This window comes from Enterobacter sp. Sphag1F, from assembly GCF_014193275.1.
In the GTDB taxonomy this organism is placed as follows: domain Bacteria; phylum Pseudomonadota; class Gammaproteobacteria; order Enterobacterales; family Enterobacteriaceae; genus Pantoea; species Pantoea symbiotica.
Window position 1 is genome coordinate 547,659 of the sequence record NZ_JACHZD010000003.1, and the last position, 24,785, is coordinate 572,443.

General features: G+C 56.0%; 25 protein-coding genes. 8 read left to right on the plus strand and 17 right to left on the minus strand.

Annotation, left to right across the window (positions count from 1 at the left end; genetic code table 11):
- Positions 1-319 precede the first annotated feature (319 nt).
- Positions 320-598, plus strand: a complete 279-nt coding sequence (locus FHW71_RS13270; RefSeq protein ID WP_179451813.1) for a DUF2756 domain-containing protein — start codon at positions 320-322, stop codon at positions 596-598.
- On the opposite strand, the gene ugpQ is transcribed toward FHW71_RS13270, so the two are convergent.
- The 10 genes from ugpQ to FHW71_RS13320 all read right to left on the minus strand — a co-directional run bounded on the left by ugpQ (position 595) and on the right by FHW71_RS13320 (position 10,615).
- Complete coding sequence (gene ugpQ / locus FHW71_RS13275; protein ID WP_179451812.1) at positions 595-1,338, minus strand: glycerophosphodiester phosphodiesterase; 744 nt, start codon at positions 1,336-1,338, stop codon at positions 595-597. The two genes, FHW71_RS13270 and ugpQ, sit on opposite strands and share 4 nt — an antisense overlap.
- The gene (locus FHW71_RS13280) at positions 1,335-2,408 is read right to left on the minus strand and encodes a sn-glycerol-3-phosphate import ATP-binding protein UgpC (protein ID WP_008109908.1); all 1,074 of its coding nucleotides are present in this window, start codon (positions 2,406-2,408) and stop codon (positions 1,335-1,337) included. Before FHW71_RS13280 ends, ugpQ begins: the two co-directional genes overlap by 4 nt.
- On the minus strand, positions 2,409-3,254 hold the full coding sequence (gene ugpE, locus FHW71_RS13285) for a sn-glycerol-3-phosphate ABC transporter permease UgpE (protein ID WP_008109907.1): 846 nt from the start codon (positions 3,252-3,254) through the stop codon (positions 2,409-2,411).
- Positions 3,251-4,138, minus strand: a complete 888-nt coding sequence (gene ugpA / locus FHW71_RS13290) for a sn-glycerol-3-phosphate ABC transporter permease UgpA (RefSeq protein WP_008109906.1) — start codon at positions 4,136-4,138, stop codon at positions 3,251-3,253. The genes ugpE and ugpA overlap by 4 nt, the downstream gene beginning before the upstream one ends.
- A gap of 63 nt (positions 4,139-4,201) precedes the next feature.
- The gene (ugpB, locus tag FHW71_RS13295) at positions 4,202-5,518 is read right to left on the minus strand and encodes a sn-glycerol-3-phosphate ABC transporter substrate-binding protein UgpB (protein ID WP_008109903.1); all 1,317 of its coding nucleotides are present in this window, start codon (positions 5,516-5,518) and stop codon (positions 4,202-4,204) included.
- A gap of 230 nt (positions 5,519-5,748) precedes the next feature.
- Positions 5,749-6,462 (minus strand): high-affinity branched-chain amino acid ABC transporter ATP-binding protein LivF, encoded by a 714-nt coding sequence (livF, locus tag FHW71_RS13300; RefSeq protein WP_008109901.1) that lies wholly within the window; start codon positions 6,460-6,462, stop codon positions 5,749-5,751.
- Position 6,463: 1 nt separating this feature from the next.
- Positions 6,464-7,231, minus strand: a complete 768-nt coding sequence (livG, locus tag FHW71_RS13305; RefSeq protein WP_008109900.1) for a high-affinity branched-chain amino acid ABC transporter ATP-binding protein LivG — start codon at positions 7,229-7,231, stop codon at positions 6,464-6,466.
- The gene (locus FHW71_RS13310; protein ID WP_061718402.1) at positions 7,228-8,499 is read right to left on the minus strand and encodes a high-affinity branched-chain amino acid ABC transporter permease LivM; all 1,272 of its coding nucleotides are present in this window, start codon (positions 8,497-8,499) and stop codon (positions 7,228-7,230) included. The genes livG and FHW71_RS13310 overlap by 4 nt, the downstream gene beginning before the upstream one ends.
- A complete protein-coding gene (livH, locus tag FHW71_RS13315) occupies positions 8,496-9,422 on the minus strand; it encodes a high-affinity branched-chain amino acid ABC transporter permease LivH (RefSeq protein WP_008109897.1) in 927 nt (308 codons plus the stop codon). The genes FHW71_RS13310 and livH overlap by 4 nt, the downstream gene beginning before the upstream one ends.
- Positions 9,423-9,487: 65 nt before the next feature.
- Entirely contained in the window at positions 9,488-10,615 is a 1,128-nt protein-coding gene (locus tag FHW71_RS13320) for a branched-chain amino acid ABC transporter substrate-binding protein (protein WP_008109896.1), read from the minus strand.
- 402 nt (positions 10,616-11,017) lie between these two features.
- Between FHW71_RS13320 and panM the strand changes: the two genes are divergently transcribed.
- Positions 11,018-11,404 carry an aspartate 1-decarboxylase autocleavage activator PanM gene (panM, locus tag FHW71_RS13325; protein WP_179451811.1) on the plus strand — a complete coding sequence of 129 codons (387 nt, stop codon included), beginning with the start codon at positions 11,018-11,020 and terminating at the stop codon, positions 11,402-11,404.
- 149 nt (positions 11,405-11,553) lie between these two features.
- On the opposite strand, the gene rpoH is transcribed toward panM, so the two are convergent.
- The 4 genes from rpoH to ftsY form a co-directional block, all read right to left on the minus strand.
- Positions 11,554-12,411 (minus strand): RNA polymerase sigma factor RpoH, encoded by an 858-nt coding sequence (gene rpoH, locus FHW71_RS13330; RefSeq protein ID WP_008109892.1) that lies wholly within the window; start codon positions 12,409-12,411, stop codon positions 11,554-11,556.
- 239 nt (positions 12,412-12,650) lie between these two features.
- A complete protein-coding gene (gene ftsX, locus FHW71_RS13335; protein WP_179451810.1) occupies positions 12,651-13,634 on the minus strand; it encodes a permease-like cell division protein FtsX in 984 nt (327 codons plus the stop codon).
- Positions 13,624-14,292 carry a cell division ATP-binding protein FtsE gene (ftsE, locus tag FHW71_RS13340; protein ID WP_008109888.1) on the minus strand — a complete coding sequence of 223 codons (669 nt, stop codon included), beginning with the start codon at positions 14,290-14,292 and terminating at the stop codon, positions 13,624-13,626. The genes ftsX and ftsE overlap by 11 nt, the downstream gene beginning before the upstream one ends.
- Positions 14,293-14,297: 5 nt before the next feature.
- Positions 14,298-15,740 carry a signal recognition particle-docking protein FtsY gene (gene ftsY, locus FHW71_RS13345; RefSeq protein ID WP_179451809.1) on the minus strand — a complete coding sequence of 481 codons (1,443 nt, stop codon included), beginning with the start codon at positions 15,738-15,740 and terminating at the stop codon, positions 14,298-14,300.
- A gap of 232 nt (positions 15,741-15,972) precedes the next feature.
- Between ftsY and rsmD the strand changes: the two genes are divergently transcribed.
- On the plus strand, positions 15,973-16,569 hold the full coding sequence (gene rsmD / locus FHW71_RS13350; RefSeq protein WP_179451808.1) for a 16S rRNA (guanine(966)-N(2))-methyltransferase: 597 nt from the start codon (positions 15,973-15,975) through the stop codon (positions 16,567-16,569).
- Entirely contained in the window at positions 16,559-16,828 is a 270-nt protein-coding gene (locus FHW71_RS13355; RefSeq protein WP_008109883.1) for a DUF1145 family protein, read from the plus strand. Before rsmD ends, FHW71_RS13355 begins: the two co-directional genes overlap by 11 nt.
- Positions 16,829-16,868: 40 nt before the next feature.
- Here the strand turns inward: FHW71_RS13355 and FHW71_RS13360 are convergent, their stop codons facing one another.
- Positions 16,869-17,225 (minus strand): DUF2500 domain-containing protein, encoded by a 357-nt coding sequence (locus tag FHW71_RS13360; RefSeq protein WP_008109881.1) that lies wholly within the window; start codon positions 17,223-17,225, stop codon positions 16,869-16,871.
- 164 nt (positions 17,226-17,389) lie between these two features.
- On the opposite strand from FHW71_RS13360, the gene FHW71_RS13365 reads away from it, so the two are divergent.
- On the plus strand, positions 17,390-18,019 hold the full coding sequence (locus tag FHW71_RS13365; RefSeq protein ID WP_008109879.1) for a lysoplasmalogenase: 630 nt from the start codon (positions 17,390-17,392) through the stop codon (positions 18,017-18,019).
- A gap of 92 nt (positions 18,020-18,111) precedes the next feature.
- Entirely contained in the window at positions 18,112-20,388 is a 2,277-nt protein-coding gene (locus FHW71_RS13370; RefSeq protein WP_179451807.1) for a zinc/cadmium/mercury/lead-transporting ATPase, read from the plus strand.
- Here the strand turns inward: FHW71_RS13370 and tusA are convergent.
- Positions 20,385-20,630, minus strand: coding sequence for a sulfurtransferase TusA (gene tusA / locus FHW71_RS13375; RefSeq protein ID WP_036649974.1), 246 nt, complete (start codon positions 20,628-20,630; stop codon positions 20,385-20,387). The two genes, FHW71_RS13370 and tusA, sit on opposite strands and share 4 nt — an antisense overlap.
- A 193-nt stretch (positions 20,631-20,823) precedes the next feature.
- Between tusA and FHW71_RS13380 the strand changes: the two genes are divergently transcribed.
- Together FHW71_RS13380 and FHW71_RS13385 are read left to right on the plus strand one after the other, a co-directional pair.
- A complete protein-coding gene (locus FHW71_RS13380) occupies positions 20,824-21,489 on the plus strand; it encodes a 7-cyano-7-deazaguanine/7-aminomethyl-7-deazaguanine transporter (protein ID WP_008109874.1) in 666 nt (221 codons plus the stop codon).
- Positions 21,490-21,728: 239 nt separating this feature from the next.
- The gene (locus FHW71_RS13385) at positions 21,729-22,286 is read left to right on the plus strand and encodes a DcrB family lipoprotein (RefSeq protein WP_061718408.1); all 558 of its coding nucleotides are present in this window, start codon (positions 21,729-21,731) and stop codon (positions 22,284-22,286) included.
- A 49-nt stretch (positions 22,287-22,335) separates the two neighbouring features.
- Here FHW71_RS13385 and glgP read toward each other — a convergent pair whose 3' ends face one another.
- A complete protein-coding gene (glgP, locus tag FHW71_RS13390; protein WP_061718409.1) occupies positions 22,336-24,783 on the minus strand; it encodes a glycogen phosphorylase in 2,448 nt (815 codons plus the stop codon).
- Positions 24,784-24,785: the final 2 nt, after the last annotated feature.

Consider the following 24,785-nt stretch of genomic DNA (forward strand, 5'->3'; position numbering starts at 1 on the left):
CCTTTTAAAGTTATTTATACCCTTCATACTTCAAGGTGCAGATGCGTTGGCTGCTCTCGTTCACCCGAATCACTTACTTGTGTAAGCTCATCGGGACTCTCTCGTTTGCCGCCTTCCTGCGCCTTGAATTATTTTGGGTATCCATTTGTTATTTATTGATGCAAGTGTTTGCAAACACTGTAAAAAGCGTAGCAGTAAAGCCAAATTAGGTGCACTCCTGGTTCAGGAGTTTGTGATATTGCATAAACTTATGGCTGCAGCGCGTGTCGCCACATTGGCAGCATCAGCACAAAGCAGGCTGCATTAATGGAGGAAGACCATGAACAAATGGCTAATTATGATCGCAGCATTGCTGCCGTTAAGCAGCATGGCAAATACGTTGAACAGCACCAACGACCCGAACAAACCCGGCTATAACCCGAGCCAGCAGCGGATGCAGTCGCAGATGCAGAGTCAGCAGCAACAGCAGAAGCTCAAGTTACTGCAGAGTCAGCAGCAGCAAAGTCAGGATGTACAGCGCAAGGTGCAGGAACAGCGGGATAGCGCCCAGCAGCGCGTGATTCAGTCGCAGCCGGGCCAGAATCAGCAGCAGAACTAACGGAAGTCGGGCCCGATAATATCGATGCGGTCGGTGCAGATAGCATCGACGCCCCAACCTAACAGCTCGCGCGCCCGCGCGGGCTGATTCACGGTATACACCAGAATATGCAGACCGGCCGCTTTTAGCTGCGCGGTGCGTTCGGCGTCGAGTAATTTGTGGTTCAAATGGATCGACACGCAATCCAGACGCGAAGTCAGCGCCTGCCAATCGTCGTGCCACTCATCCAGCAGCAAACCGCGCGGCAGTTCCGGCACCGCTTCCATTGCCGCTTCCAGCGCGGCGTAAGAAAACGAGGAGAGCAGCGGCGCGGTTTGTCCTTGCCACAGTTCGCGTGCGGCCAGCGCCACATTGCGGCCGGTTTCCACATCCTGTCCAGTGGTGGGTTTGATCTCGATGTTCGCCATCATCTGATGCTGGCGGCAACGCTCGGCCACTTCGCTCAGCAGCGCCAGCGGTTCGCCTTCGTAATCGCGGCTAAACCAGCCGCCGGCATCCAGCTGTGACAGCTTATGCCACGACAGCGCGCCCGCCACGCCCCAACCGTTGCTGGTGCGATCCAGCGTGTCGTCATGCAGCAGGAAAATCTGCTTATCTTCCGACAACTTGGCATCAAACTCGATCATGGTGTGACCGTGCTGCGCGCCGACATCAATCGCCGCGAGGGTATTTTCCGGAGCCAGTTTGCCGCCGCCGCGATGCGCGACAATGTGCGGATAAGGCCAGTTGTGTTGACTCATTCCAGACGCTTTCCATAGGTTGAATCGAAGAAGTGTAACGCATCTGACGGCAGATGCAGCCACAAGGTGCTGCCCGCCTGCGGGCGCTCGCTGTGCGGCAAACGTACCACCATGCGCGCATTACCGATGCGGCCGTGCGCCAGATTATCCGCGCCGAGCATCTCCAGCGTCTCTACCACCAGCGGAATGCCGCCCGCGTCGCGGCTGCTGAGTTTGATGTGCTCGGGACGGATGCCGAGCGTTAGCGGGCGATTGGCCCATTTGGCTTTGCTCTCGCCCAGCAGCAAGCTGTTGAGCGCATCCAGCGTGAAACGCGTGCCGTCGCTGCTGATTTGTCCCGGCAGTAAATTCATGGCGGGCGCGCCGATAAACGAGGCAACAAACTGGCTGGCCGGACGCTCGTACACTTCCACCGGCGTGCCGACCTGCTCTACCACGCCTTTGTTCATTACCATCACGCGCTGCGCCAGCGTCATCGCTTCCACCTGATCGTGCGTCACGTAAATGCTGGTGGTTTTCAGGCGGCGATGCAGCTGTTGCAGCTCAAGGCGCATCTGCACGCGCAGGCGCGCATCCAGATTCGACAGCGGCTCATCAAACAGGAAGACCGCCGGTTCACGCACGATAGCGCGCCCCATCGCCACGCGCTGACGCTGTCCGCCCGACAACTCGCGCGGGCGGCGATGCAGCAGATGATCCAGTTCGAGGCTGCGTGCCGCTTCCATTACGCGTTGATCGATCTGCACTTTGCCCATGCCGCGAATTTTCAGGCCATACGCCATGTTTTCGCCCACCGTCATATGCGGATAGAGCGCGTAGTTCTGGAACACCATGGCGATGCCACGATCTTTCGGTTCCATGTTGGTGACGCGTTTGTCGTCGATATAGATATCACCCGACGATACGCGCTCAAGGCCCGCCACCATGCGCAGCAGCGTCGATTTACCGCAGCCGGAAGGGCCGACCATCACCATAAATTCGCCATCGTTAATGGTGATATTCAGTGGCTGAATGATCTGATTTTTGCCGTCATACGATTTGGTAACGGTCTGAAGGGTTACGCCTGCCATTTATTTATCACTCTCTACCAGGCCACGCACAAACGCACGTTGCATCACGAGTACCACCACCACCGGTGGAATCAGGGTTAATAACATTGCCGCCATCACTTCATTCCACTGCGTCGGGCCGCCGCTGCTGTTGATCATGCTTTTCACTCCGGCGACAGCGGTGCTGAGGCTGGCATCGTTGATGATCAGCAGCGGCCACAGATACTGGTTCCAGCCGTAGATAAAGGTGATCACGAAGAGCGCGGCGAGATTGGTTTTGGACAGCGGTAGCACGATGTCCCAGAAGAAGCGCATCGGGCTGGCACCGTCGATACGTGCCGCTTCAATTAGCTCGTCCGGCAGCGACATAAAGAACTGACGGAACAGGAAAGTGGCGGTAGCCGACGCCATCAGCGGCAGCGTTAAGCCGCTGTAGCTGTCGAGCATATTCAGCGTCGAAATCACTTCCACCGTGGGGAAAATACGTACTTCCACCGGCAGCATCAGGGTGATGAAAATCAGCCAGAAAAACAGCGAGCGCAGCGGGAAGCGGAACCACACCAGCGCGAAGGCGGAGAGCATCGAGACGCTGATTTTGCCGATGGTGATGCCGAGCGCCATCAGCAGGCTGTTGAGCATCATCATGCCAAATGCCGGGCCGCTGCCATTCACGCCGTGCGTCCAGATGCGCGAGATGTTCTCCCACAAATGCGTGCCCGGCAGCAGCGTCATCGGCACCTGATACACCGCTTCGTTATCCAGCGTTGCCGCGACAAAAGCGATGTAGAGCGGGAACAGAATGGTCAGCACACCCAGCACCAGCAAGGTATGGCTGAAGATATCCAGCCCGCGTCGATTCTCAATCATTGGTATTGCACCTTACGCTCGACAAAGCGGAATTGCAGGATAGTCAGGCCAATCACCAGCAGCATCAGCACCACCGATTGCGCGGCGGAGGAAGAGAGATCCAGCCCGGTGAAGCCTTCGCGATAAATTTTGTAGATCAGCGTGGTGGTGGCCTGAACCGGACCACCGCCGGTGGCGGCATCGATCACCGGGAAGGTATCGAAGAAGGCGTACACCAGATTGACCACCAGCAGGAAAAAGCTCACCGGCGTGATCAGCGGCAGGGACAAATTGAAGAAGCGACGCACCGGACCGGCGCCATCGATCGCCGCTGCTTCCACCAGCGATTTGGGAATCGACTGCAGCGCAGCGAAGAAAAACAGGAAGTTGTAGCTCATTTGCTGCCAGATCGACGCCAATACAATCAGGAACATCGCCTGACCGCTGTTTTGCGCGTAGTTCCAGTTGTAGCCCATTTGGTTCAGCAAATGGCTGAACAAACCGAGGCCCGGATTAAACAGGAACATCCATAGCACTGCCGCCACCACCGGCGCCACCGCGTACGGCAGTAGCAGCAAGGTTTGGTAAAGCTTGCGCAGGCGAATCACATAATCGACCAGCGCCGCCAGCAGCAGGGAAAAGGTCATGCCGCAAATCGTCACCAGCGCACTGAACTCAATGGTGGTCCAGAAGGAGGCCAGATAGTATTCGTCGCTGAACAGGCGTTTAAAGTTTGCCAGCCCAACGAAGGTGCTGGAGATGCCAAAAGGATCAATGCTTTGCAGCGAATACCACAAGGCTTCACCGGCTGGCCACAAGAAGAAGATGGCCGTTATCACCAGTTGCGGCAACAGCAGCAAATAGGGCAGAAAACGGGATCGAAATACCGGGCGCGATGAGGACATAGCAGACTCAATCAAAGAAGAAAATCGGGGCGAACGCCAGGCGTCGGCCCCGAGATAACAGCGTTACTTCACTTGCTGCTCAAAACGGCGCAGCAGTTCGTTACCGCGTTTCACAGCGTTATCCAGCGCGGCTTGCGGCGCCTGTTTGCCGGTCCACACGCCTTCCAGCTCTTCGTCCACGATGGTACGAATCTGCGGCATGTTGCCCAGACGCATGCCTTTAGTGAACGGCAGCGGATCTTTGTTCAGCATCTGACGCGTAGCGATATCTGCGCCTGGGTTCTTGTCATAGAAGCCCTGTTGCTTGGTCAGCTCATAAGCGGCGGTGGTGATCGGCAGATAACCGGTTTTCTGGTGCCATTCAGCAGCGATTTCCGGCTGGGCGAGGAACTTCATGAACTCCGCCGCGCCTTTGTAGGTGTTGGCATCTTTGCCTTTCATCACCCACAGGCTCGCGCCGCCAATGATGGCGTTCTGCGGTGCGTTCGGTACGGTTTCATCGTACGGCATCATGCCAACGCCGAAGTTGAATTTGGCGTAGTGTTTGATGTCGGCCAGCGAACCGGAAGAAGCGGTGGTGATGCCGCAATCGCCGTTATAGAACTTGGCGGTAGATTCATCTTTGCGACCGAAGTAGGTGAAATCACCCTTCTTGTTCATCGCTTCCAGCATTTCGATGTGGCGCACCTGCACCGGCTTGTTGAACTCCAGTACCGCATCGGTGCCGTCAAAGCCGTTGTTTTTGGTGGCGACCGGCAGCGCATGCCAGGCGCTGAAGTTTTCAATCTGAATCCAGCCCTGCCAGCCGCTGGCGTAACCGCAGGTCAGGCCCGCTTTGCGCAGCGCTTCAGCATCTTTTGCCAGCTCCTGCCAGGTTTTCGGTGGCTGATCCGGGTTCAGACCGGCTTTTTTGAACGCGTCTTTGTTGTAGTACAACACCGGCGTGGAGCTGTTGAACGGCTGAGAGATCAGCTGGCCTTTGCTGTCGCTGTAGTAACCGGCAACGGCTGGCACGAATTGCTTCGGATCCATCTGCACGCCAGCGTCTTTAAACACCTGGTTGACCGGGACGATAGCTTTTGACGCCATCATGGTCGCCGTTCCGACTTCATACACCTGCAGCAGCGCAGGCGCTTTACCGGAGCGCACCGCCGCGATACCCGCCGCTAAGCTCTGCTCGTAGTTGCCTTTGTAAGTCGGAACGATTTTGTAATCGGGATGAGCCTGGTTAAAACGTTGTGCCAGAGAATCAACTTCTTTGCCTAACTCGCCTTCCATTGAGTGCCAGAAAGGGATCTCAGTTGCAGCCAGCGCATTACCGCTGAGCGCCAGACCGAGTACGACACTCATCAGGCGGGGACGAAGCGTAAAAGCGGACATAAGGTTTTTCCTGTGCTGTTAAGTACGCGCGAATTCGCGCATTTTTTAGTTCGCGACGTAACATGACACGGGGAAATGACGGATTAATAACAGGTTTATGACGGGGATGTGACAGATAGGTTTTGTTCGATTGGGGTTTAGGACGGGGCAATTGAGATGCTAAGGTAAAGGTCGCCATAAATGGCGACCCTACGCGATTTTGTAGGGTCGGCATTCATGCCGACCGCGAGTTACGCGCCGAGGTACGCGCTTCTAACCGCTTCGTTGGAAAGCAACGCTTCGCCGCTATCCTCCAGCACTACATGACCGTTTTCGAGCACATAACCCCGATCCGCCAGCTTCAGCGCCTGGTTGGCGTTCTGCTCGACGAGGAAGATGGTCATGCCCTCTTTACGCAACTGCTCAATGGTGTCGAAGATCTGCTGAATGATAATCGGCGCCAAACCCAGCGACGGCTCATCCAGCAGCAGCAAACGCGGCTGGCTCATCAACGCGCGACCAATCGCCAGCATCTGCTGCTCACCGCCGGACATGGTGCCCGCGCGCTGCGCTTTACGTTCTGCCAGGCGAGAAAACAGCTGATAAACGCGATCGATACGCTCCAGATACTGCTGACGTGTGGCGAAGAAGCCGCCCATCGCCAGGTTCTCTTCCACCGTCATGCGCGAAAACACGCGACGGCCTTCCGGCACAATCGCAATCGCTTCACGCATGATTTTCGCGGTTTGCCAGTCAGTGATCTCTTTACCATCAAAGGTGATGTTACCGCTGGTGGCGCGCGGTTCGCCGCACAAGGTGCCGAGCAGCGTGGTTTTACCCGCGCCGTTGGCACCAATCAGCGTGACGATTTCACCCTGATTGATGTGCAGATTAATGTTGTGCAGCGCCTGAATCGGACCGTAATGAGCGCTGACATTCTGCAAAGTTAAAATCGGGTTTGCCATGTTACGCCTCACCTAAATAAGCACGGATCACATCCGGATTGTTACGCACCTGTTCCGGCGTGCCGTTAGCCAGCGGCGTTCCCTGATTCACCACGTAAATGCGGTCAGAAATGCCCATCACCAGCTTCATATCGTGTTCAATCAGCAACACGGAAACCTTGTGCTCACCGCGCAGTTCGGCGATCAGCTCATCGAGTTCGTGCGTTTCACGCGGGTTAAGACCGGCCGCCGGTTCATCCAGCATCAGGATTTCCGGGCGCGTCACCATGCAGCGCGCAATCTCCAGACGACGCTGCTGACCATACGCGAGGTTGCCCGCCTGACGGTTCGCCAGATCCAGCAGACCGATGCGGTCCAGCCAGGTTGCTGCGCGATCCAAAGCTTCGCTCTCACCGCGACGGAAAGCCGGGGTTTTGAATAGGCCGGAGAACACGCCGCTTTTCAGATGCTGATGCTGAGCCACCAGCAGGTTTTCAATCACCGTCATTTCACGGAACAGACGCACGTGCTGGAAAGTCCGCACGATGCCCATGCGCGCAATCTTCTGGCCTGGCAAACCTTGCAGCTGCTGATCGCGCAGTTTGATGGTGCCGCCGGTCGGTTTGTAGAAACCGGTCAGGCAGTTGAACACCGTGGTTTTACCGGCACCGTTCGGGCCGATCAGCGAAACAATTTCCTGTGGATGCAGCTCAAGCGCCACATTGTTGACGGCTAACAGGCCGCCGAAGCGCATCATCAGGCCTTCAACGGCTAATAAAGGCTGACTCATGCCTGCTCTCCTTGTTTACTGCTTTTCAACTTCAGATGCGGACGCTTCATCGGCAGCAGACCTTGTGGACGCCAGATCATCATCAGCACCATCAAACCGCCGAGCACCAGCATGCTGTACTCGTTCAAATCACGCATCAGCTCGCGCGATACCACCAGCAGAATCGCCGCGAGGATCACCGCCAGCTGCGAGCCCATGCCGCCCAACACCACAATCGCCAGCACAAAGGCCGATTCGACGAAGGTGAAGGATTCCGGGCTGACGAAGCCCTGACGCGCCGCGAACAGCGTGCCAGCGAAGCCGGCGAAAACGGCGCTGATGGTGAAAGCAGTCAGCTTGATGCGCGTCGGGCTCAGGCCGAGCGAACGGCAGGCGATCTCATCTTCACGCAGCGCTTCCCACGCACGACCTAACGGCATACGCAGCAAGCGGTTGATAACAAATAGCGTCAGCACCACCAGCAGCAGCGCCACCAGATAAAGGAAAATCACGCGGTCGCTGGGATCGTATTTCAGGCCGAAGAAGTCATGGAAAGTGCTCCAGCCGCCTTCACTGACGCGACGACCAAACTCCAGACCAAACAGGCTTGGCTTGGGAATCTGCGCAATGCCGTTCGGTCCGCCGGTGATAGCGGTGTTGTTCAGCAGCAGGATACGCACGATTTCACCGAAACCGAGCGTGACGATCGCCAGATAGTCACCGCGCAGGCGCAGCACCGGGAAGCCGAGCAGCAAACCAAAAGCCCCGGCGACTAAACCAGCCAGCGGCAGGCTTTCCCAGAAACCAAAGCCGTAATAGTGATTCAGCAAGGCGAAGGTGTACGCGCCGATGGCGTAGAAACCGCCGTAGCCCAGCACCAGCAAACCGGATAAACCCACCACCACGTTCAGCCCAAGACCGAGCATCACGTAGATCAGCGTCAGCGTGGCAATATCCACGCTGCCGCGCGAGACCAGAAACGGCCAAATTACGGCGGCGGCAATCACCAGCGCCATCAACAGCTTTTGCTTTGGCGTCGATCCATCAAAACCCGGCAGGACAAAACCTTTGCCGCTGCGTTTGAATTTACCCTGCACCAGCGGACGCAGCAGCTGGAAGACAAATACCACCGCACAACCAATGAAAATCCAGTTCCAGCGCACCGCGCCCGCGTTGGCGACCACCAGTTTGGTGCCGTCCAGATCGAGGCGCACGCCCATAAAGAAGGTCGCGAGAATCAGCAACATCACCGTGGAGATCACGGCGTTGACCAAACCTAGGCGTTTCATACTTTCTCCACCTCCGGACGGCCAAGAATCCCGGTTGGCATTACCAGCAGCACCACAATCAGCAGCGCGAAGGAGACCACATCTTTATATTCTGTCGAGAGATACGCCGAGGTCAGCGCTTCCGCAATGCCCAGCACCAGGCCGCCAATCATCGCGCCTGGAATACTGCCGATGCCACCCAAGACTGCAGCAGTGAAGGCTTTCATCCCGGCCATAAAGCCGATGAACGGGTTGATGGAGCCGTAGAATTGACCGAGCAATACGCCCGCTACCGCCGCCATCGCCGCACCAATAATGAAGGTGAGAGAGATAACGCGGTCGGTGTTGATGCCCAGCAGGCTGGCCATTTTCAGGTCTTCTGCGCAGGCGCGGCAGGCGCGGCCCATGCGCGAATAACGGATAAACAGCGTCAGCGCCAGCATCGACAAGAAGGTCACCACCCAAATCACCAATTGCATGGTGGAGAGCGTGGCAGCAAAGCCGTTGCTCTCGCCCAGCGTCCACTGACCGGTGATCAGGCTTGGCAGCGCGAGATCGCGCGAGCCTTGCGTCAGGCTGACGTAGTTCTGCAGGAAGATCGACATACCGATCGCGGAGATCAGCGCGATCAGGCGCTTGGACGAACGCACCGGCTTATACGCCACGCGTTCGATGCTCCAGCCATAGGCGCTGGAGATGATCACCGCCATCACGAAACCGGCGGCGATCATCAGCCACGAGGTATCGATGCCCATCATCATCAGGGCGGCAATCACGATAAAGGAGACATAGCTACCGATCATGTACACCTCGCCGTGGGCGAAGTTGATCATGCCGATAATGCCGTAAACCATGGTGTAACCGATGGCGATCAGCGCGTAGGTGCTCCCGAGGGTAACCCCGTTGAACATCTGCTGAATGAAATAGAGAAACTGCTCGGACATAGTGAGGACCTGCTCTGGAGCTGAATAATTCCCTCCCCCGCGCGCGGGAGAGGGAATTTGGGGGATTACTTAACTGCGGTAGAAGAGCCGTCTTTGTGCCATTTGAAGACACCAAATTCGAAGCCTTTCAGATCGCCTTTCTCATCCCAGTTCAGGTTGCCCATCACGGTTGGAACGGCAGCGCCTGCTTTCAGGTTCTTAGCAATCGCATCGGGCTCATCGCTCTTGCTGCGCTCGATACCGGCCACCAACGACTGAATCGCCGCGTAGGTTGTCCAGACGAACGGACCGGTAGGATCTTTGCGGTTCGACGCGGTGTTGGCTTTGATCGCATCAACAATCGCTTTGTTCTCTGGCAGCTGGTCGTAGCGCTTCGGCAGCGTTACAAACAGGCCTTCAGACGCATCACCTGCGATGTTAGACAGAGAAGCGTTGCCTACGCCTTCCGGGCCCATAAAGCCGGCATTCAGGCCTGCGGATTTTGCCTGACGCAGAATCTGGCCCAGCTCCGGGTAGTAACCGCCGTAGTAAACGAAATCGACGTTCTCTTTCTTCAGACGCGCAATCAGTGTGGAGAAGTCTTTATCACCGGCGGTGATACCTTCAAACAGCACCACGTTGCCGCCTTTGGCTTTCAGGGTTTTCTGCACGGATTCCGCCAGACCCTGACCATATTGCTGCTTGTCATGCACCACAGCGATACGTTTTGGTTTGATGTGGTCGAGGATGTAGGTCGCCGCCGTTGGGCCCTGATCGGAATCCAGACCGGTAGTACGCAGCACGTCAGCATAGCCACGCGCAGTCAGTTCAGGCGCGGTCGCGGCTGGGGTGATCATCAGCACGCCTTCATCGTTATAGATGTCTGAAGCAGGCTGAGTAGAGGAGGAGCACAGGTGGCCGATAACGTATTTAATGCCGTCGTTAACCACTTTGTTGGCAACCGCAACCGCTTGTTTCGGGTCACAGGCATCGTCATATTCCACGCCAACCAGTTTGTCACCGTTAACGCCGCCTTTGGCGTTGATGTCCTTAATCGCTTGCGCGGCACCGGTAAACTGCATGTCACCGTACTGCGCGACCGGACCGGTTGATGCGCCTACGATGGCAATTTTAATGTCTTTTGCCAGCGCCGCATGGCTCATTGCCAGGGCAACGCAGCCCGCCAGTAATGCGCGTCCTTTACTCATTTTCATGCGAACTTCCCCATCTGTTGTGTCGTGTTTGTTGTGATTGTTTATTTTCTGCCAGTCAAAGAGGAAAACTCATTCTGCAATAATGGGTTAGCACGCTTTTCTGGCATTTATAGGTAATAAGGCTTTATTTTTCAGGTTATTAAACAGGAACTTTCTTCTGTAAATCAACTGACATATTCAGAATTGGCTGAGTGGATCAGCAGAATCGTCTGGTTGTTATGGCCGATTTTTCAGCAGGATACCAGCGCGTTATGCTGGCTTTTTCGGCTATCGTTGATGGCTTACTCCACAATCCTGGCAAACTGGCTGGCATTTGACCTATTTTCATCAGAAAAAAGTGACAGCGCTCTGACTGTCTAAATTCGCTACACTATCGCCTTTGCACTAGTACAGGTATTAGGTATGAAGCTGACAATCCAGCGCTTAGCATCGTTAACCGCTCAGGATCGTATCGATTTAGCTAAAGTCTGGCCGGAAATCGATATTGTGCAACTGGAAGCGCGGCTCAGCGACACGCAGCGTCTGTATGCGGCGCGTTTTAACGACAGATTACTGGCGGCGCTGCAGCTGACCATCAGCGGCACGCAGGGGAAAATCACCCATCTCAACGTGCGTGAAGTCACGCGTCGACGTGGTGTAGGACAATACTTGCTGGAGGAGACGATGGCGCAGAACAGCGCGTTAGCGCATTGGTGGATTGCCGATGACGGCGACGCCGATCAGGGCGTGCGCGCGGCGTTTATGCAGGCTTGTGGTTTTCGTGCGCAGGCTGATGGTTGGGTGCGCTGAAGGGATTTCGTGCGGTTGGTGAAACGGTGCGCATAAATGCGCACCCTACAAAACCCGCGCCGTTCGTAGGGTCGCCATTCATGGCGACCGATTCGCGCGCAATAAAAAGGGCGACTTTAAAGTCGCCCCATTTTTCCACCCGATCGCTATCAGGCTTCAATCGCCACACGCAGTTTCTTCATGGCGTTCTTTTCCAACTGACGCACGCGCTCTGCAGAGACGCCGTATTTGTCGGCCAGCTCCTGCAGCGTGGTTTTGTTGTCATCGTCCAGCCAGCGGGCGCGGATAATATCCTGACTACGCTCGTCGAGGCTCAGCATCGCATCGCTCAGCTTATCAGCCGCATGTGCATCCCAGTTGTCCTCTTCGATGCCATCGGCAAAGTCAGAGGTTTTATCCTGCAGATACAGCACTGGCGCCATTGATTTGCCTTCGCCTGCTTCGTCATCAGACGACATGTCGAAAGTCATATCCTGCGCGGCCATGCGCGATTCCATTTCCAGCACGTCTTTGCTGCTCACGCCCAGCTCGCGTGCGACCATTTCCACTTCGTCCTGGTTGAACCAACCGAGACGCTGCTTGCTTTTACGCAGGTTAAAGAACAGCTTACGCTGAGCTTTGGTGGTCGCGACTTTCACAATACGCCAGTTACGCAGCACGTATTCGTGAATCTCTGCTTTAATCCAGTGCACGGCAAACGACACCAGACGCACGCCGACTTCAGGATTGAAGCGACGCACCGCCTTCATCAGGCCGATGTTACCTTCCTGAATCAGGTCTGCCTGCGGCAAGCCGTAACCGGAGTAGTTACGAGCAATATGAACAACAAAGCGCAGGTGAGACAGGATCAGCGTCTTAGCTGCATCCAGATCGCCCTGGTAATGCAGCCGCTCAGCCAATGCTTTTTCCTCTTCTGCCGTCAGCACCGGCCAGTTGTTGGCAGCCCTGACGTAAGATTCCAGGTTACCCAGAGGAGCAATCGCTAAAGTTTGCATTTCTTTGGTCATTCAAACCCTCACAAATTCAATGGACTTGCTGCACGGTATTTTGCGCAGACGCTACATTATGTCAACGTCACGAGAAAACCAGAAGCAATCTGTGCTACTTGGACGACAAAGTTATCCACAAGTTCAATTATAGCAGTGAATATTTTACACACAGATGACGGCGGGGGAAATAGGAGAATTCCTCTGCTCCCAGGTCGTCGGCAGCAGAGGAAGAGTATATCAAAAAACGTTGCTTTTGGTTACTGCGGCGTAAAACGGCGTAAATGTTGTACCGTTGCCAGCCAGGCAGCAATCCAGCCGATGATGGCAGCGATCAGCAGTAACAGCAGCCCTTCGTCCCAGGAAAAACCTTCCAGCACAAAAGTGGTACCGAATACCGTTGCCACTTGCGCCACTACCGATTGCAGACGCAACACCAGCACTTCGGAGAGCAGCAGCGACAGCACCGCGCCACCAAAGCCTAACAGCGCACCGCAATACAGGAAGGGACGCAGGATAAAGCCGTCGGTAGCACCAATCAGCTTCTGCACGTTAATGGTATCGCGCCGCGCAAAGATGCTGAGCCGCACGCTGTTGCCGATCACCAGGAACACCGCGACCACCATCAGCAGGCCAATCATTGAGGCAATCTGCCCCACCAACCCGGTTAACGCCGCTAAACGCGCGAACCAGCTGTCATCCATGCGCACTTCATCAACGCCCTGCACTTTCGCAACGCGATCGCGCAGATTCGCCATGGTGTCCGAATTCTGGAAATTGAGTTTTGGCGTGATGATAGCCACCGCCGGCAGCGGATTCTGCTCCAGCATGTCCATCGAACCACCAAAACCAGACCAGTTGCGGAACTCATTCAGCGCTTCTTCGCGGGTTAGGTAATTGACGTTATCCACGCCGTCGAGCTGCTTAAGCTGCGCGGTAACGTTCTCCGCTGCGGTATCATCCAGCGCTTTATCCAGATAAACCGTTAACTGCGGCGCAGGATACCACTGCGTCGCCGCCTGGCTGACGTTCTTCCACACCATGTAGCACACGCTTGGCAGCGTCAGGGAAATGGCGATCACCATCACCGTCAGCAGCGTTGCCAGCGGTTGGCGCCACATATCCGATAACGTGCCACGCAGCGCATAGCGCCACTGCTCCTGCCAGCCGCCTTTCAGCGCCTTACTTTTGGAAGGCTGCTTCGCTTTCGGCGCAGGTGCGCGCTTGTTGCGTTTATTGACCATCGTGGCCTCCGTGCAGACGTCCCTGATTGAGCGTCATCACGCGGTAATTCCGGCGTGCAATCAGCCCGACATCGTGCGTTGCCATTAACACCGTGACGCCAACGCGGTTGAACTCTTCAAACAGGCGCAGGATGTCTTCCGACAGCGCGTTGTCGAGGTTACCGGTGGGTTCATCCGCCAGCAGCACCGCAGGCTTGTTCACCACCGCGCGAGCAATGCCGACACGCTGCTGTTCACCGCCAGAGAGCTGAATCGGATAGCTTTTCGCTTTGTCGAGCAGGCCGACTTTATCCAGCGCTGCCGACACGCGACGACGAATATCTTCGCCGCTGGCCCCGGAAATAATCAGCGGGATCGCTACGTTGTCGTAGACCGAACGATCCATCAACAAATGGTGATCCTGGAAAATCATGCCGATCTGACGTCGCAGGAAAGGCACTTCGCTGTGACGCAGACGCGAAATATCGTGGCCGCTGAACCAGATCTGCCCGGCGCTCGGGCGCTCAATGCCACAAATCAGCTTCAGTAAGGTACTTTTCCCCGCGCCGGAATGGCCGGTCAGGAACGCCATTTCGCCGGGACGCAGATGAAAATCCACTCCCTGCAGCGCCTGACGTCCTCCCAGGTAAGCTTTACTGACCTCTTCAAAGCGAATCATCCCAATCATTCCTCTCGGGCAAACAGTGCCTCAATAAAGTCTGCGGCCTTAAACGGCCGTAAATCCTCGATGCCTTCCCCAACACCGATATAACGAATCGGAATGCCGAACTGATCGGCAACCGAGAAGATCACGCCGCCTTTCGCGGTGCCATCCAGTTTCGTCAGGGTGATGCCGGTCAGGCCCACCGCTTCATGGAACAGTTTGGCCTGGCTGATGGCGTTTTGCCCGGTGCTGGCGTCGAGCGTCAGCATCACTTCATGCGGCGCATCTTCATCCAGCTTCTTCATCACGCGGGTAATTTTTTTCAGCTCTTCCATCAGATGCGATTTGTTCTGCAGGCGACCAGCGGTATCAGCGATCAGTACATCCACATTGCGTGACTTGGCGGCCTGAATAGCGTCAAAAATCACCGAGGCAGAATCTGCGCCGGTATGCTGCGCCACCACAGGAATGTTGTTGCGCTGGCCCCAAACCTGCAGCTGCTCAACGGCGGCGGCACGGAAGGTATCACCCGCTGCCAGCATCACCGATTTGCCCTGCGCCTGATACTGACGCGCCAGCTTACCGATGGTGGTGGTTTTACCCACGCCGTTGACGCCCACCATCAGGATGACGAAGGGCGTTTTGCCACCCACTTCCAGCGGCTGATCCACTTTTTCCAGAATGCCGGACATTTCAGCTTTCAGCAGGCCATACAGCGCTTCGGCATCGCGCAGCTGCTTGCGGTTAGCCTGTTGTGTCAGATTGGTGATGATGCGGCGCGTGGTTTCAACGCCAACGTCGGCAATCAGCAGCTGCTCTTCCAGCTCTTCAAACAGATCGTCATCGATTTTCTTACCGCGGAACAGGCCGATAAAGCCCGAACCGAGGTTTTCACGGGTTTTAACCAGGCTGCGTTTCAGACGGGCGAAAAAGCCCTCTTTGGTAGGACGCTCCTGCTCCTGCGCAATCATCGGCGCAGCAGCCAGAGGCAGATCGCTCACGGTATCCTGCGTAGCTTCGGCTAGCTCGGCATCTTCCGCATAGGTTTCCGCTAACGCCAGCGCTTCCAGTTCTTCATCGCTTAAAGGCGCTTCTTCATCCAGTTCTGGCTCAAGCGCCAGCTCTTCCAGCTGCGGCTCTTCTTCGATTGGAGCCACATCCGGCTGCGTTATCTCTTCCGGCAGCACTTCTTCAACGATTGCGGTAACCGGCTCAGGTTCATGCGGCTCGATAACCGGCTCTTCAATCAGTTCCGGTTCAACCTGCTGCTGTTCCGCCACCTGCTCGGTGACGGCGACGGTTTCGACAGCCTGCGCTTCGGCGCGATCGAGCGCACTCTCTTCAACGGCAGGCTCAGCGACCACCTCGGTGGTTTGCTGCTGCTCTTCAGCAGGTTGTTGCGTCTCTTCTTCTTTGCCAAAGCCTAACCAGGAAAAAAAGCCGCGTTTTTTCTCTTTTGCCATTGTGTGACCCTACTCCTCGATGGCTTATTCCCGGTAGCACGCTTGTTCCCAGGGGATAAAATATTCAATTTTAAGCGGGTGAGCGGCGTAAAAATCAGGTAATTACGCGCACTATACCAACTCAGTAGTCTAACACTTTCCAGCCAGCGCACCACAGCACCCTTTTTTAACGTTTCTTCTGCCCGCTACGCCCGTTAAACTAAGCAACAAATTATGACGAGTTGTGAGCGAAATGAGTAAATCCCCCCGCAGCAGCAGCGCTGGCCAGATCCGCATCATTGGCGGTCAGTGGCGCGGCCGTAAATTACCGGTGCCGGATAGCGCAGGTCTGCGCCCCACCACCGATCGCGTACGTGAAACCCTGTTCAACTGGCTGGCACCGGATATCCAGGAAGCGCGCTGCCTCGATTGTTTCGCCGGCAGCGGCGCGTTAGGGCTGGAAGCGCTGTCTCGTTATGCGGCTTCAGCCACGCTGCTGGAGCTGGAGCGTTCAGTGGCGCAACAGCTGTCACAGAACCTGCAAACGCTGCGCGCCACCCAGGCCAAGGTGGTGCAAATCAACACGCTGCAGTGGCTGAGTCAGCCGGGCGAGCCGTTTGACGTGGTGTTTGTTGATCCGCCGTTCCGTAAAGGGTTGTTACAGGAAACGTTGACGCTGCTGGAGCAGAATGGCTGGTTAGCGGCTGAAGCGCTGATTTATGTCGAGAGCGAAGTGGAAAACGGCACGCCCGTAGCACCCGCGAATTGGGATTTGTATCGCGAGAAGATTGCCGGTCAGGTGGCTTATCGCCTTTATCAACGTCAACAGGAGACGCACGATGTGGCTTAATTTGGGACGTTTACTGATGATTTGCGTCTGGGCCTTTTTGCTGCTCAATCTGGTGCAACCTTTCCCAACGCCGCTGCGCTATTTCGTGCACGTGGCACTGTTCTTTATGGTGATTATGCACGGCCTGCAGCTGGTGTTGCTGCGCGCGACCCAGCCGAAAGACGCGCCGAAACTGAGCGGCGTAACCCAGGCGAAGATCTTCTTCTTTGGCGTGTTTGAGCTGCTGGCATGGCAGAAAAAGCATTATCCGAAGATGTAAGTTCGTGCGGTTTGTAGCCAGGTCGCCATGAATGGCGACCCTACGGGGCCGGGGTAAAACTTACAAAACGCGTGCCCTTCATCTTCAACTCGCCCTTCGCGCCCTTATCGATCTGGTGATACTCGTTCGCGTTCACCGTCACTTTAATATCGCTGGCACCGTTCAGCGGATGGAACCAGGCTTCATACTTCATATCTTCCGCCACAATCTCTTCGCGCTGACGTGAACGGCGATTGGGCGACGGAAATTCGCGTTTGGTTTTCACTTCCACGCTCAGCGAGCGCACCGGCGAGGCATCGTTCACCGCCGTTTCGCGGCGCTGTTTAATAAACTGACGGGTTGCCAAAACGGCAATAATGGCCAGTACGATGAAAAAGATTAGCGGTGGTTTGCTCATGATTTATCTCGTGCTTTGCGTTAATTCGGAACGGGTAAAGACGACAAAGCATACAACCAGAGTCGGCTGATTGTCACATTTGGCGGCGGTAACTTACACTGAGAGGGTGATTTTGGGAAAATTCATCAAACTGGCGGACATTTCGTCCAGAAAAGGGAGAAAAAATGCTTTGGTCTTTCCTTGCCGTACTTTTTTCCGGCTGGCTCTACGTCGATGCTTCATACCGCGGTCCGCAATGGCAACGCTGGCTATTTAAACCTGTCACCTTGCTGTTGCTCGTTGCCTGGGCGTGGCAAGCTCCAACCTTCAACACCACCGATTATTTGATTCTGGCCGGTCTGGTCGCCACGCTGGTGGGTGACGCCTTAATGCTGTTGCCGCGTCAGCAAATGCTCTATGCGCTGGGCGCGTTCTTCCTGTCGCATCTGCTGTACACCATCAGTTTTGCCGCGCACATGACCATGAGTTTCTTCTGGCCGATTCCTCTCACCTTCCTGATTATTGGTGTGATTGTTATCGGGATTCTGTGGAGCAAACTGGAAGATCTGCGCTGGCCGATCTGCACCTTAATCGGCATGACGCTGGTGATGAACTGGATGGCGGCGGAGAACTACTTCTTCCGTCCAACTGACTTCAGCTTCTCGCTGCTGGTTGGTGCCGCGTTGCTGCTATTAGCTAATATTGTCTGGTTTATCTCGCATTATCGCCGCCGTTTCAGCGCCGATAGCGCCATCGTCGCCGCCTGCTACTTCGCCGGTCACTTCATGATTGCGCGTTCACTGTGGCTCTACTGAAGATAACGTCACCTTCCGCTTGACTCTGGAGTCCACTCCAGAGTGTAGCATTAGGGCGCGGGCATCAGCCCGCCCCTGATTCCGGAGGTTATATGCATCAACATGCTCACCCTTGCCGTTGTGGCAAATCTCACCGTCAGCCGCAGCCGCTGTGCTCAATTCGCAGCATAAAACCCGCAACACTGAAAATCTCCGCGGCGCAGCCCGTCACGCCAGACAGCGATTGCGGCTGCTGTGACAGCGACAGCGGATCGCCCGGCGGCGAAAGCGACGCCGGAAGCGACAGGCCCGCGCTCACCTCACACCAATTCCGCTGGCAGATTGCGGGCATGGATTGCCCCAGCTGCGCGCGTAAAATCGAAACCGCCGTGCAACGGGTACCGCAGGTTCAGCAAGCTCGCGTGATTTTTGCCAGTGAAAAACTGGTAGTCGATGCCGACCACGATATTCGCGCCACCATCGAACAGGTGGTGAAAAATGCCGGCTTCACGCTGAGCGCCAGCGATTCCTCATCGCCTCCACAACCTGAAAGCCGCTGGCAGGAAAACGCCGGTTTGCTGCTGCTTGGCGGATTGATGCTCGCCAGTTGGCTGCTGAGCCAGGTTGCGCCGATTTGGGGCGATCGCCTGTTTATCGCCACCACCTTGGTTGGCCTTGTACCTATCGCGCGCAGCGCCTGGAAACTGCTGCGCAGCGGTTCGCCGTTCAGCATTGAGATGCTGATGACCATTGCCGCCGCCGGTGCGCTGGTGATTGGCGCGCACGCCGAAGCCGCGATGGTGCTGCTGCTGTTTCAACTGGGTGAACGCCTCGAAGCTTACGCTGCCGCACGCGCACGCCGTGGTGTCACCGCGCTGATGGCGCTGCGTCCTGATACCGCCACGCGCATCAACGGCACGCAGCGGGAAAACGTCCGCTTAGAGGCGCTGCAACCCGGCGATGTGATTGAAGTGGCGGCCGGCGGTCGTTTACCGGCCGATGGCGAACTGTTGCAGGCCAGCGCCAGCTTTGATGAAAGCGCGCTGACCGGCGAATCGCTGCCGGTGGCGCGTGAGCCTGGCGAACAGATTATGGCCGGTGCCACCAGCCTCGATCGTTTGGTGACGCTGAAAGTCATTTCCCAGCCCGGCCAAAGTGCCATTGACCGCATTCTGCAACTGATTGAGGAAGCCGAAACCCACCGTGCGCCGGTTGAGCGTTTTATCGATCGCTTTAGCCGCATTTATACGCCCGCCATTATGCTGCTGGCGCTGCTGGTGATGGTGCTGCCGCCGCTGCTCGGCTTTGGCGAATGGTTGCTGTGGATTTATAAAGGGCTGACGCTGCTGCTGATTGGTTGCCCGTGTGCACTGGTAATCTCGACGCCTGCCGCCATCACCTCCGGCCTGGCCGCTGCCGCGCGTCAGGGCGCGCTGATTAAAGGCGGCGCGGCGCTGGAGCGTCTCAGTCGCGTGAGTATGATGGCGTTCGACAAAACCGGCACGCTGACCGCCGGTAAACCGCAGATCAGCCACATCCAACCCTTTGGCGCGATGGCGGAAGACAATCTGCTGAGTATCGCCGCCGCCGTTGAACAAGGTTCTACCCATCCGCTGGCGCGAGCGATTGTCAGCGAAGCCGAGCGTCGCGCGCTCACCATTCCACAAGCTGCACAGCAGCAAACCCTTGCCGGCAGCGGCATTCGTGCCGCGATCGCAGGCGTAACCTATCAGCTGCTGACGCCGCGCGAAGTCGGCCATCTCGATGGTGCACAGCAACAGCAGATTGCTGAATTGGAAGCGCAGGGCCAAACCGTGGTGCTGCTGTTACAAGAACAGCAGGTGCTGGGCGCGTTAGCGTTGCAGGATCAGTTGCGCAGCGAAGCACTCAACGCGCTGGCTGAGCTGCAGAAGCTTGGCGTGAATAGCGTGATGCTCACCGGCGACAATCCACGCGCGGCCGCCGCCATTGCGGCTGAACTCAACATCGATTATCGCGCGGGTTTGCTGCCCGCTGATAAAGTTGAAGCAATAAGAACGCTGGGCGCACAGCAATCACTGGCGATGGTTGGTGATGGTATTAACGATGCGCCCGCCATGAAGGCCGCCACCATTGGCATTGCGATGGGCAGCGGCACCGATGTGGCGCTGGAAGCGGCGGATGTGGCATTAACGCAAAACCAGCTGGCGATTCTGCCGCGCACCATTGTGCTGGCACGGCGTACGCGCGCCATCATTCGTCAGAACGTGGCGCTGGCGTTGGGATTAAAGGCGATTTTTCTGGTCACCACGCTGCTCGGCTTCACCGGTTTATGGCTGGCGGTCTTAGCGGATTCTGGTGCCACCGCACTGGTGACAGCCAACGCGCTGCGCTTGCTGCGTCAGCGTTAAGCGCCTTTTTTAATCAGAAACTGGTACGGCAGGCTTTCGGTCTGCTGTGCCAGCAACTCATGCTCCATAAAGCGGCAGAAACCGGGAATATCGCGCGTGGTGGCGGGATCGTCAGCAATGATCAGCAAGGTTTCACCGGCCTGCATGCTGCGCACAGTTTTACGCACCATCATTACCGGCTCCGGGCAGCGCAGGCCAAGGGCATCAAGCTGATGGTCTGGCGCAGAAAAGGGATCGCTCATGATTCTCTGTCAGTTGTTAGTGATGGGCGCTCATTCTAGCGCGCGAATGAGCCAACGCAAGGCGATAACGATTGCGTTAAAATTAACCATTGCATAAATTGCGCAACGCGTTAAGATGCCGCCGATTTTTTATTTACCATCGTGCCAACGCACGAACCAGGGTTCCCTCACCCCATCACTAAAAAGGCTTACAATGATTAACTTCTCTGCACGTCAGCGTATGCATGCGCTGTTTTGGCTATCGCTTTTCCATCTGCTGGTGATCACGTCCAGTAACTATTTGGTACAGCTGCCGGTTTCCATCTTCGGCTTCCACACCACATGGGGCGCGTTTAGCTTTCCGTTTATTTTCCTCGCTACCGATCTCACCGTGCGTATCTTTGGCGCGCCGCTGGCTCGTCGCATTATTCTGGCGGTGATGATTCCTGCGCTGGTGATCTCCTACATCGTTTCCTGCGTGTTCTATCAGGGCGAATGGCAAGGTTGGGCGTCACTGGAAGAGGTGAATCTGTTTGTTGCGCGTATCGCCTGCGCCAGCTTTATGGCTTATGCGCTGGGACAGATTCTCGACGTCCACGTTTTTAACCGTTTGCGCCGTTTATCGCAGTGGTGGATTGCCCCAGCGGCAGCGATGTTCCTCGGTAATATCAGCGATACGCTGGCCTTCTTTTTCATCGCTTTCTACAAGAGTCCAGACCCGTTTATGGCGGCACATTGGGTCGAAATCGCACTGGTGGATTACAGCTTCAAAGTGCTGATCTGCATGATCTTCTTCCTGCCTGCTTACGGCGTGCTGCTGAATGCCATGCTGAAGCGCCTAGCCGAACGTTCTGCGCAGCAGCAGATCAATTTCGGCTAATTGCACATAGACGAAACGCTAGGGCACGCTAAGATTTCCTGACATACCGGCGGTTGCTTTTAACCGCCGATTCCGTTTTTATAGCCGTCATACTTCAAACGGCAGATGCGTTGGTTGCACGCGTTCACCCAATCACTTACTCATGTAAGCTCATGGGTTCACGCGCTTACCGCCTTTCTGCCGCTTGAATTATTTAGGCTATAAACCTAAACGACTGGAATCATGTAAAAGGGAAAAGAATGCGTAACGTAGTGAAATATGTGGGTATTGGCCTGTTGGTTATCGGCCTGGCGGCATGTGACCAGAAGAAAGATGATGCGGCAGCGAACAGCAACGGTGCGAGCGCCAGCCAGTCGGCCCAGACGGTTAACCTGATGGACGGCAAACTGAGCTTCTCACTGCCTGCGGGCATGTCTGACAAGAGCGGCAAGCTCGGCTCTGAATCCACCAACATGCACGTCTATGCCGACGAAACCGGTCAGCGCGCGATTATCGTGATTGCCGGCGATCCAACCAACGAAGCGCTTGATGCGCTGGCACAGCGTCTGGAACAGCAGCAGCGCGGTCGTGATCCACAGCTGCAGGTGGTGTCTAACAAAGCGGTGACGCTGAAAGACCAGCCGGCACAGCAGCTGGATACAGTGATTTCTGCCAACAATCAGACCTCATGGTCTTCGGTGATTCTGGCAAAAGTGGACGGCAAACTGCTAACGCTGCAGATTACCTTACCAGCGGATAACCAACAGCAAGCACAGAGCGATGCTGATGGCATTGTGAAAAGCATCACGTTGAAATAAGCCTTAAAACGGTCGCCATGAATGGCGACCTGGTTCTGCAATCCCCGCCTTACAATCTCACTGGCGAAATGTGCCAGATCTCATCCGCATACTCCTGAATGGTGCGGTCCGACGAGAAATAACCCATATTGGCGATATTCAACGCCGCGCTGCGTTGCCACTTATCCGGCTGACGATAAAGCTTGTCCACCTTGTCCTGCGTATCCACATAGCTGCGATAATCCGCCAGCAGCTGATAGTGATCGCCGAAGTTCACTAGCGCATCAAACAGATTACGGTAGCGCCCTGGCTCCTGCGGGCTGAACACACCGCTGGCGATTTGCGTTAGCGCCTGATGCAGCTCGGGATCGTCCTCGTAATACTTACGCGGGTTGTAACCGTCGGTGCGCAGCTTTTCGACCTGCGGCGTGGTGTTGCCGAAGATAAAGATATTTTCCTTGCCGACATGCTCCAGCATCTCAACGTTTGCGCCATCCAGCGTGCCGATCGTTAACGCGCCGTTCAGCGCAAACTTCATGTTACTGGTGCCCGACGCTTCAGTTCCCGCCGTTGAAATCTGCTCGGAGAGATCCGCCGCCGGAATGATGATCTGCGCCAGGCTCACGCCATAGTTCGGAATGAACACCACCTTCAGCTTGTTCTTCACCTGCGGATCGTTGTTGATCACATTGGCGACATCGTTGATCAGGTGAATGATGTGCTTCGCCACGTAATAGGCCGATGCCGCTTTACCGGCGAAGATATTGACGCGCGGCACCCATTCGGCGCTGGGATCGGCCTTGATGCGGTTGTAGCGCGTAATCACATGCAGCACGTTCAGCAGCTGACGTTTGTACTCGTGGATGCGCTTAATTTGCACATCGAACAGCGCATGTGGATCAAGCACGATATCCATGTTCTTCGCCACCCAATCCGCCAGGCGTTTCTTGTTGGCGAACTTGGCGTCGGCGATCTGTTCGATAAAGGCCGGATAATCGACCTGCGTGGACAGTTCGTTGAGCTGGCCGAGATCGGTACGCCAGTTGCGGCCAATCGCCTCATCCAGCACGTCGGAGAGCGCCGGATTGGCCAGCGCCAGCCAGCGACGTGGCGTCACGCCGTTGGTTTTATTGCAGAAACGGCCAGGGAACAGACGCGCGAAGTCAGCGAACAGCGATTGCACCATCAAGTTGGAATGCAGCTCCGACACGCCGTTAACTTTGTGGCTCACCACTACCGCCAGCCACGCCATACGAATGCGGCGGCCATCGTTTTCGTCGATGATTGAGATACGCGACATCAAGTCCCAATCATCCGGGTAGTATTCCTGGATAGTTTTGAGGAAGTAGTCGTTGATTTCAAAGATGATGCTGAGATGACGCGGCAGGATCTTGCCAATCATATCCACCGGCCAGGTTTCCAGCGCTTCGGTCATCAGCGTGTGGTTGGTGTAGGAGAACACCTGACAGGTCACTTCAAAGGCATCGTCCCAGCTGAATTTCTGCTCATCGATCAGCAGGCGCATCAGTTCCGGAATTGCCAGCACCGGATGCGTATCATTGAGGTGGATGGCAATTTTGTCTGGCAGATTGTCCCAGGTTTCATGCATCTGCCAGTGACGATTGAGAATATCCTGCACCGTCGATGAGACGAGGAAATACTCCTGACGCAGACGCAACTCGCGCCCCGAATAGGTGGAGTCATCGGGATAGAGCACGCGTGACACGTTTTCCGAGTGGTTTTTATCTTCTACTGCGGCGAAGTAATCGCCCTGATTGAACTTACCGAGGTTGATTTCGTTACTGGCCTGCGCGCCCCACAGACGCAGCGTGTTGGTGGCATCGGTATCAAAACCGGGAATGATCTGATCGTAAGCCATCGCCACGATCTCCTCGGTTTCCACCCAGCGCACGCGCGCGCCTTCATGTTGCAGGCGGCCACCGAAGCGCACTTTGTAGCGCGTGTTAAAGCGTTGAAACTCCCACGGATTGCCGTATTCCAGCCAGTAATCCGGCGATTCGCGCTGTTGCCCATCAACGATGTTCTGCTTAAACATGCCGTAATCGTAACGGATGCCGTAGCCGCGCCCCGGCAAACCGAGCGTGGCGAGCGAATCGAGGAAGCAGGCCGCTAAACGTCCCAAACCGCCGTTGCCGAGGCCAGGATCGTTCTCCTCTTCCATCAGCTCGCTGAGGTCGAGTCCCATCTCCTCCAGCGCCTGATTGAGATCCTCATAAATGCCCATCGCCAGCAACGCGTTGCCGAGCGTGCGCCCCATCAGGAACTCCATCGACAGATAATAAACCTGTCGCACATCCTGCGAGAGCTGCGCGCGGCTGGAGCGCAGCCAACGTTCCACCATGCGATCACGCACCGCCAGCAGCGCGGCGTTGAGCCACTCATGCTTATTCGCAATCGATGGATCTTTACCAATAGTAAACATCAGCTTATAGGCGATTGAGTGCTTCAGCGCATCAACCGTCAGCGTGGGTGAGGCATAGGTGAAAGGTGCATTCATAT

Bases quoted from the DNA above. Each gene is read 5' to 3' on its own strand.
- FHW71_RS13380 (WP_008109874.1), top strand. From the start codon at position 20,824: ATGATTAACTTCTCTGCACGTCAGCGTATGCATGCGCTGTTTTGGCTA.
- FHW71_RS13320 (WP_008109896.1), bottom strand. From the start codon at position 10,615: ATGAAAATGAGTAAAGGACGCGCATTACTGGCGGGCTGCGTTGCCCTG.
- ugpA (WP_008109906.1), bottom strand. From the start codon at position 4,138: ATGTCCTCATCGCGCCCGGTATTTCGATCCCGTTTTCTGCCCTATTTG.
- livF (WP_008109901.1), bottom strand. From the start codon at position 6,462: ATGGCAAACCCGATTTTAACTTTGCAGAATGTCAGCGCTCATTACGGT.
- FHW71_RS13310 (WP_061718402.1), bottom strand. From the start codon at position 8,499: ATGAAACGCCTAGGTTTGGTCAACGCCGTGATCTCCACGGTGATGTTG.
- ftsX (WP_179451810.1), bottom strand. From the start codon at position 13,634: ATGGTCAATAAACGCAACAAGCGCGCACCTGCGCCGAAAGCGAAGCAG.
- livG (WP_008109900.1), bottom strand. From the start codon at position 7,231: ATGAGTCAGCCTTTATTAGCCGTTGAAGGCCTGATGATGCGCTTCGGC.
- FHW71_RS13365 (WP_008109879.1), top strand. From the start codon at position 17,390: ATGCTTTGGTCTTTCCTTGCCGTACTTTTTTCCGGCTGGCTCTACGTC.
- glgP (WP_061718409.1), bottom strand. From the start codon at position 24,783: ATGAATGCACCTTTCACCTATGCCTCACCCACGCTGACGGTTGATGCG.
- rsmD (WP_179451808.1), top strand. From the start codon at position 15,973: ATGAGTAAATCCCCCCGCAGCAGCAGCGCTGGCCAGATCCGCATCATT.
- FHW71_RS13280 (WP_008109908.1), bottom strand. From the start codon at position 2,408: ATGGCAGGCGTAACCCTTCAGACCGTTACCAAATCGTATGACGGCAAA.
- tusA (WP_036649974.1), bottom strand. From the start codon at position 20,630: ATGAGCGATCCCTTTTCTGCGCCAGACCATCAGCTTGATGCCCTTGGC.
- ftsE (WP_008109888.1), bottom strand. From the start codon at position 14,292: ATGATTCGCTTTGAAGAGGTCAGTAAAGCTTACCTGGGAGGACGTCAG.
- livH (WP_008109897.1), bottom strand. From the start codon at position 9,422: ATGTCCGAGCAGTTTCTCTATTTCATTCAGCAGATGTTCAACGGGGTT.
- FHW71_RS13385 (WP_061718408.1), top strand. From the start codon at position 21,729: ATGCGTAACGTAGTGAAATATGTGGGTATTGGCCTGTTGGTTATCGGC.
- ugpQ (WP_179451812.1), bottom strand. From the start codon at position 1,338: ATGAGTCAACACAACTGGCCTTATCCGCACATTGTCGCGCATCGCGGC.
- FHW71_RS13370 (WP_179451807.1), top strand. From the start codon at position 18,112: ATGCATCAACATGCTCACCCTTGCCGTTGTGGCAAATCTCACCGTCAG.
- FHW71_RS13270 (WP_179451813.1), top strand. From the start codon at position 320: ATGAACAAATGGCTAATTATGATCGCAGCATTGCTGCCGTTAAGCAGC.
- ftsY (WP_179451809.1), bottom strand. From the start codon at position 15,740: ATGGCAAAAGAGAAAAAACGCGGCTTTTTTTCCTGGTTAGGCTTTGGC.
- ugpE (WP_008109907.1), bottom strand. From the start codon at position 3,254: ATGATTGAGAATCGACGCGGGCTGGATATCTTCAGCCATACCTTGCTG.
- ugpB (WP_008109903.1), bottom strand. From the start codon at position 5,518: ATGTCCGCTTTTACGCTTCGTCCCCGCCTGATGAGTGTCGTACTCGGT.
- FHW71_RS13355 (WP_008109883.1), top strand. From the start codon at position 16,559: ATGTGGCTTAATTTGGGACGTTTACTGATGATTTGCGTCTGGGCCTTT.
- rpoH (WP_008109892.1), bottom strand. From the start codon at position 12,411: ATGACCAAAGAAATGCAAACTTTAGCGATTGCTCCTCTGGGTAACCTG.
- panM (WP_179451811.1), top strand. From the start codon at position 11,018: ATGAAGCTGACAATCCAGCGCTTAGCATCGTTAACCGCTCAGGATCGT.
- FHW71_RS13360 (WP_008109881.1), bottom strand. From the start codon at position 17,225: ATGAGCAAACCACCGCTAATCTTTTTCATCGTACTGGCCATTATTGCC.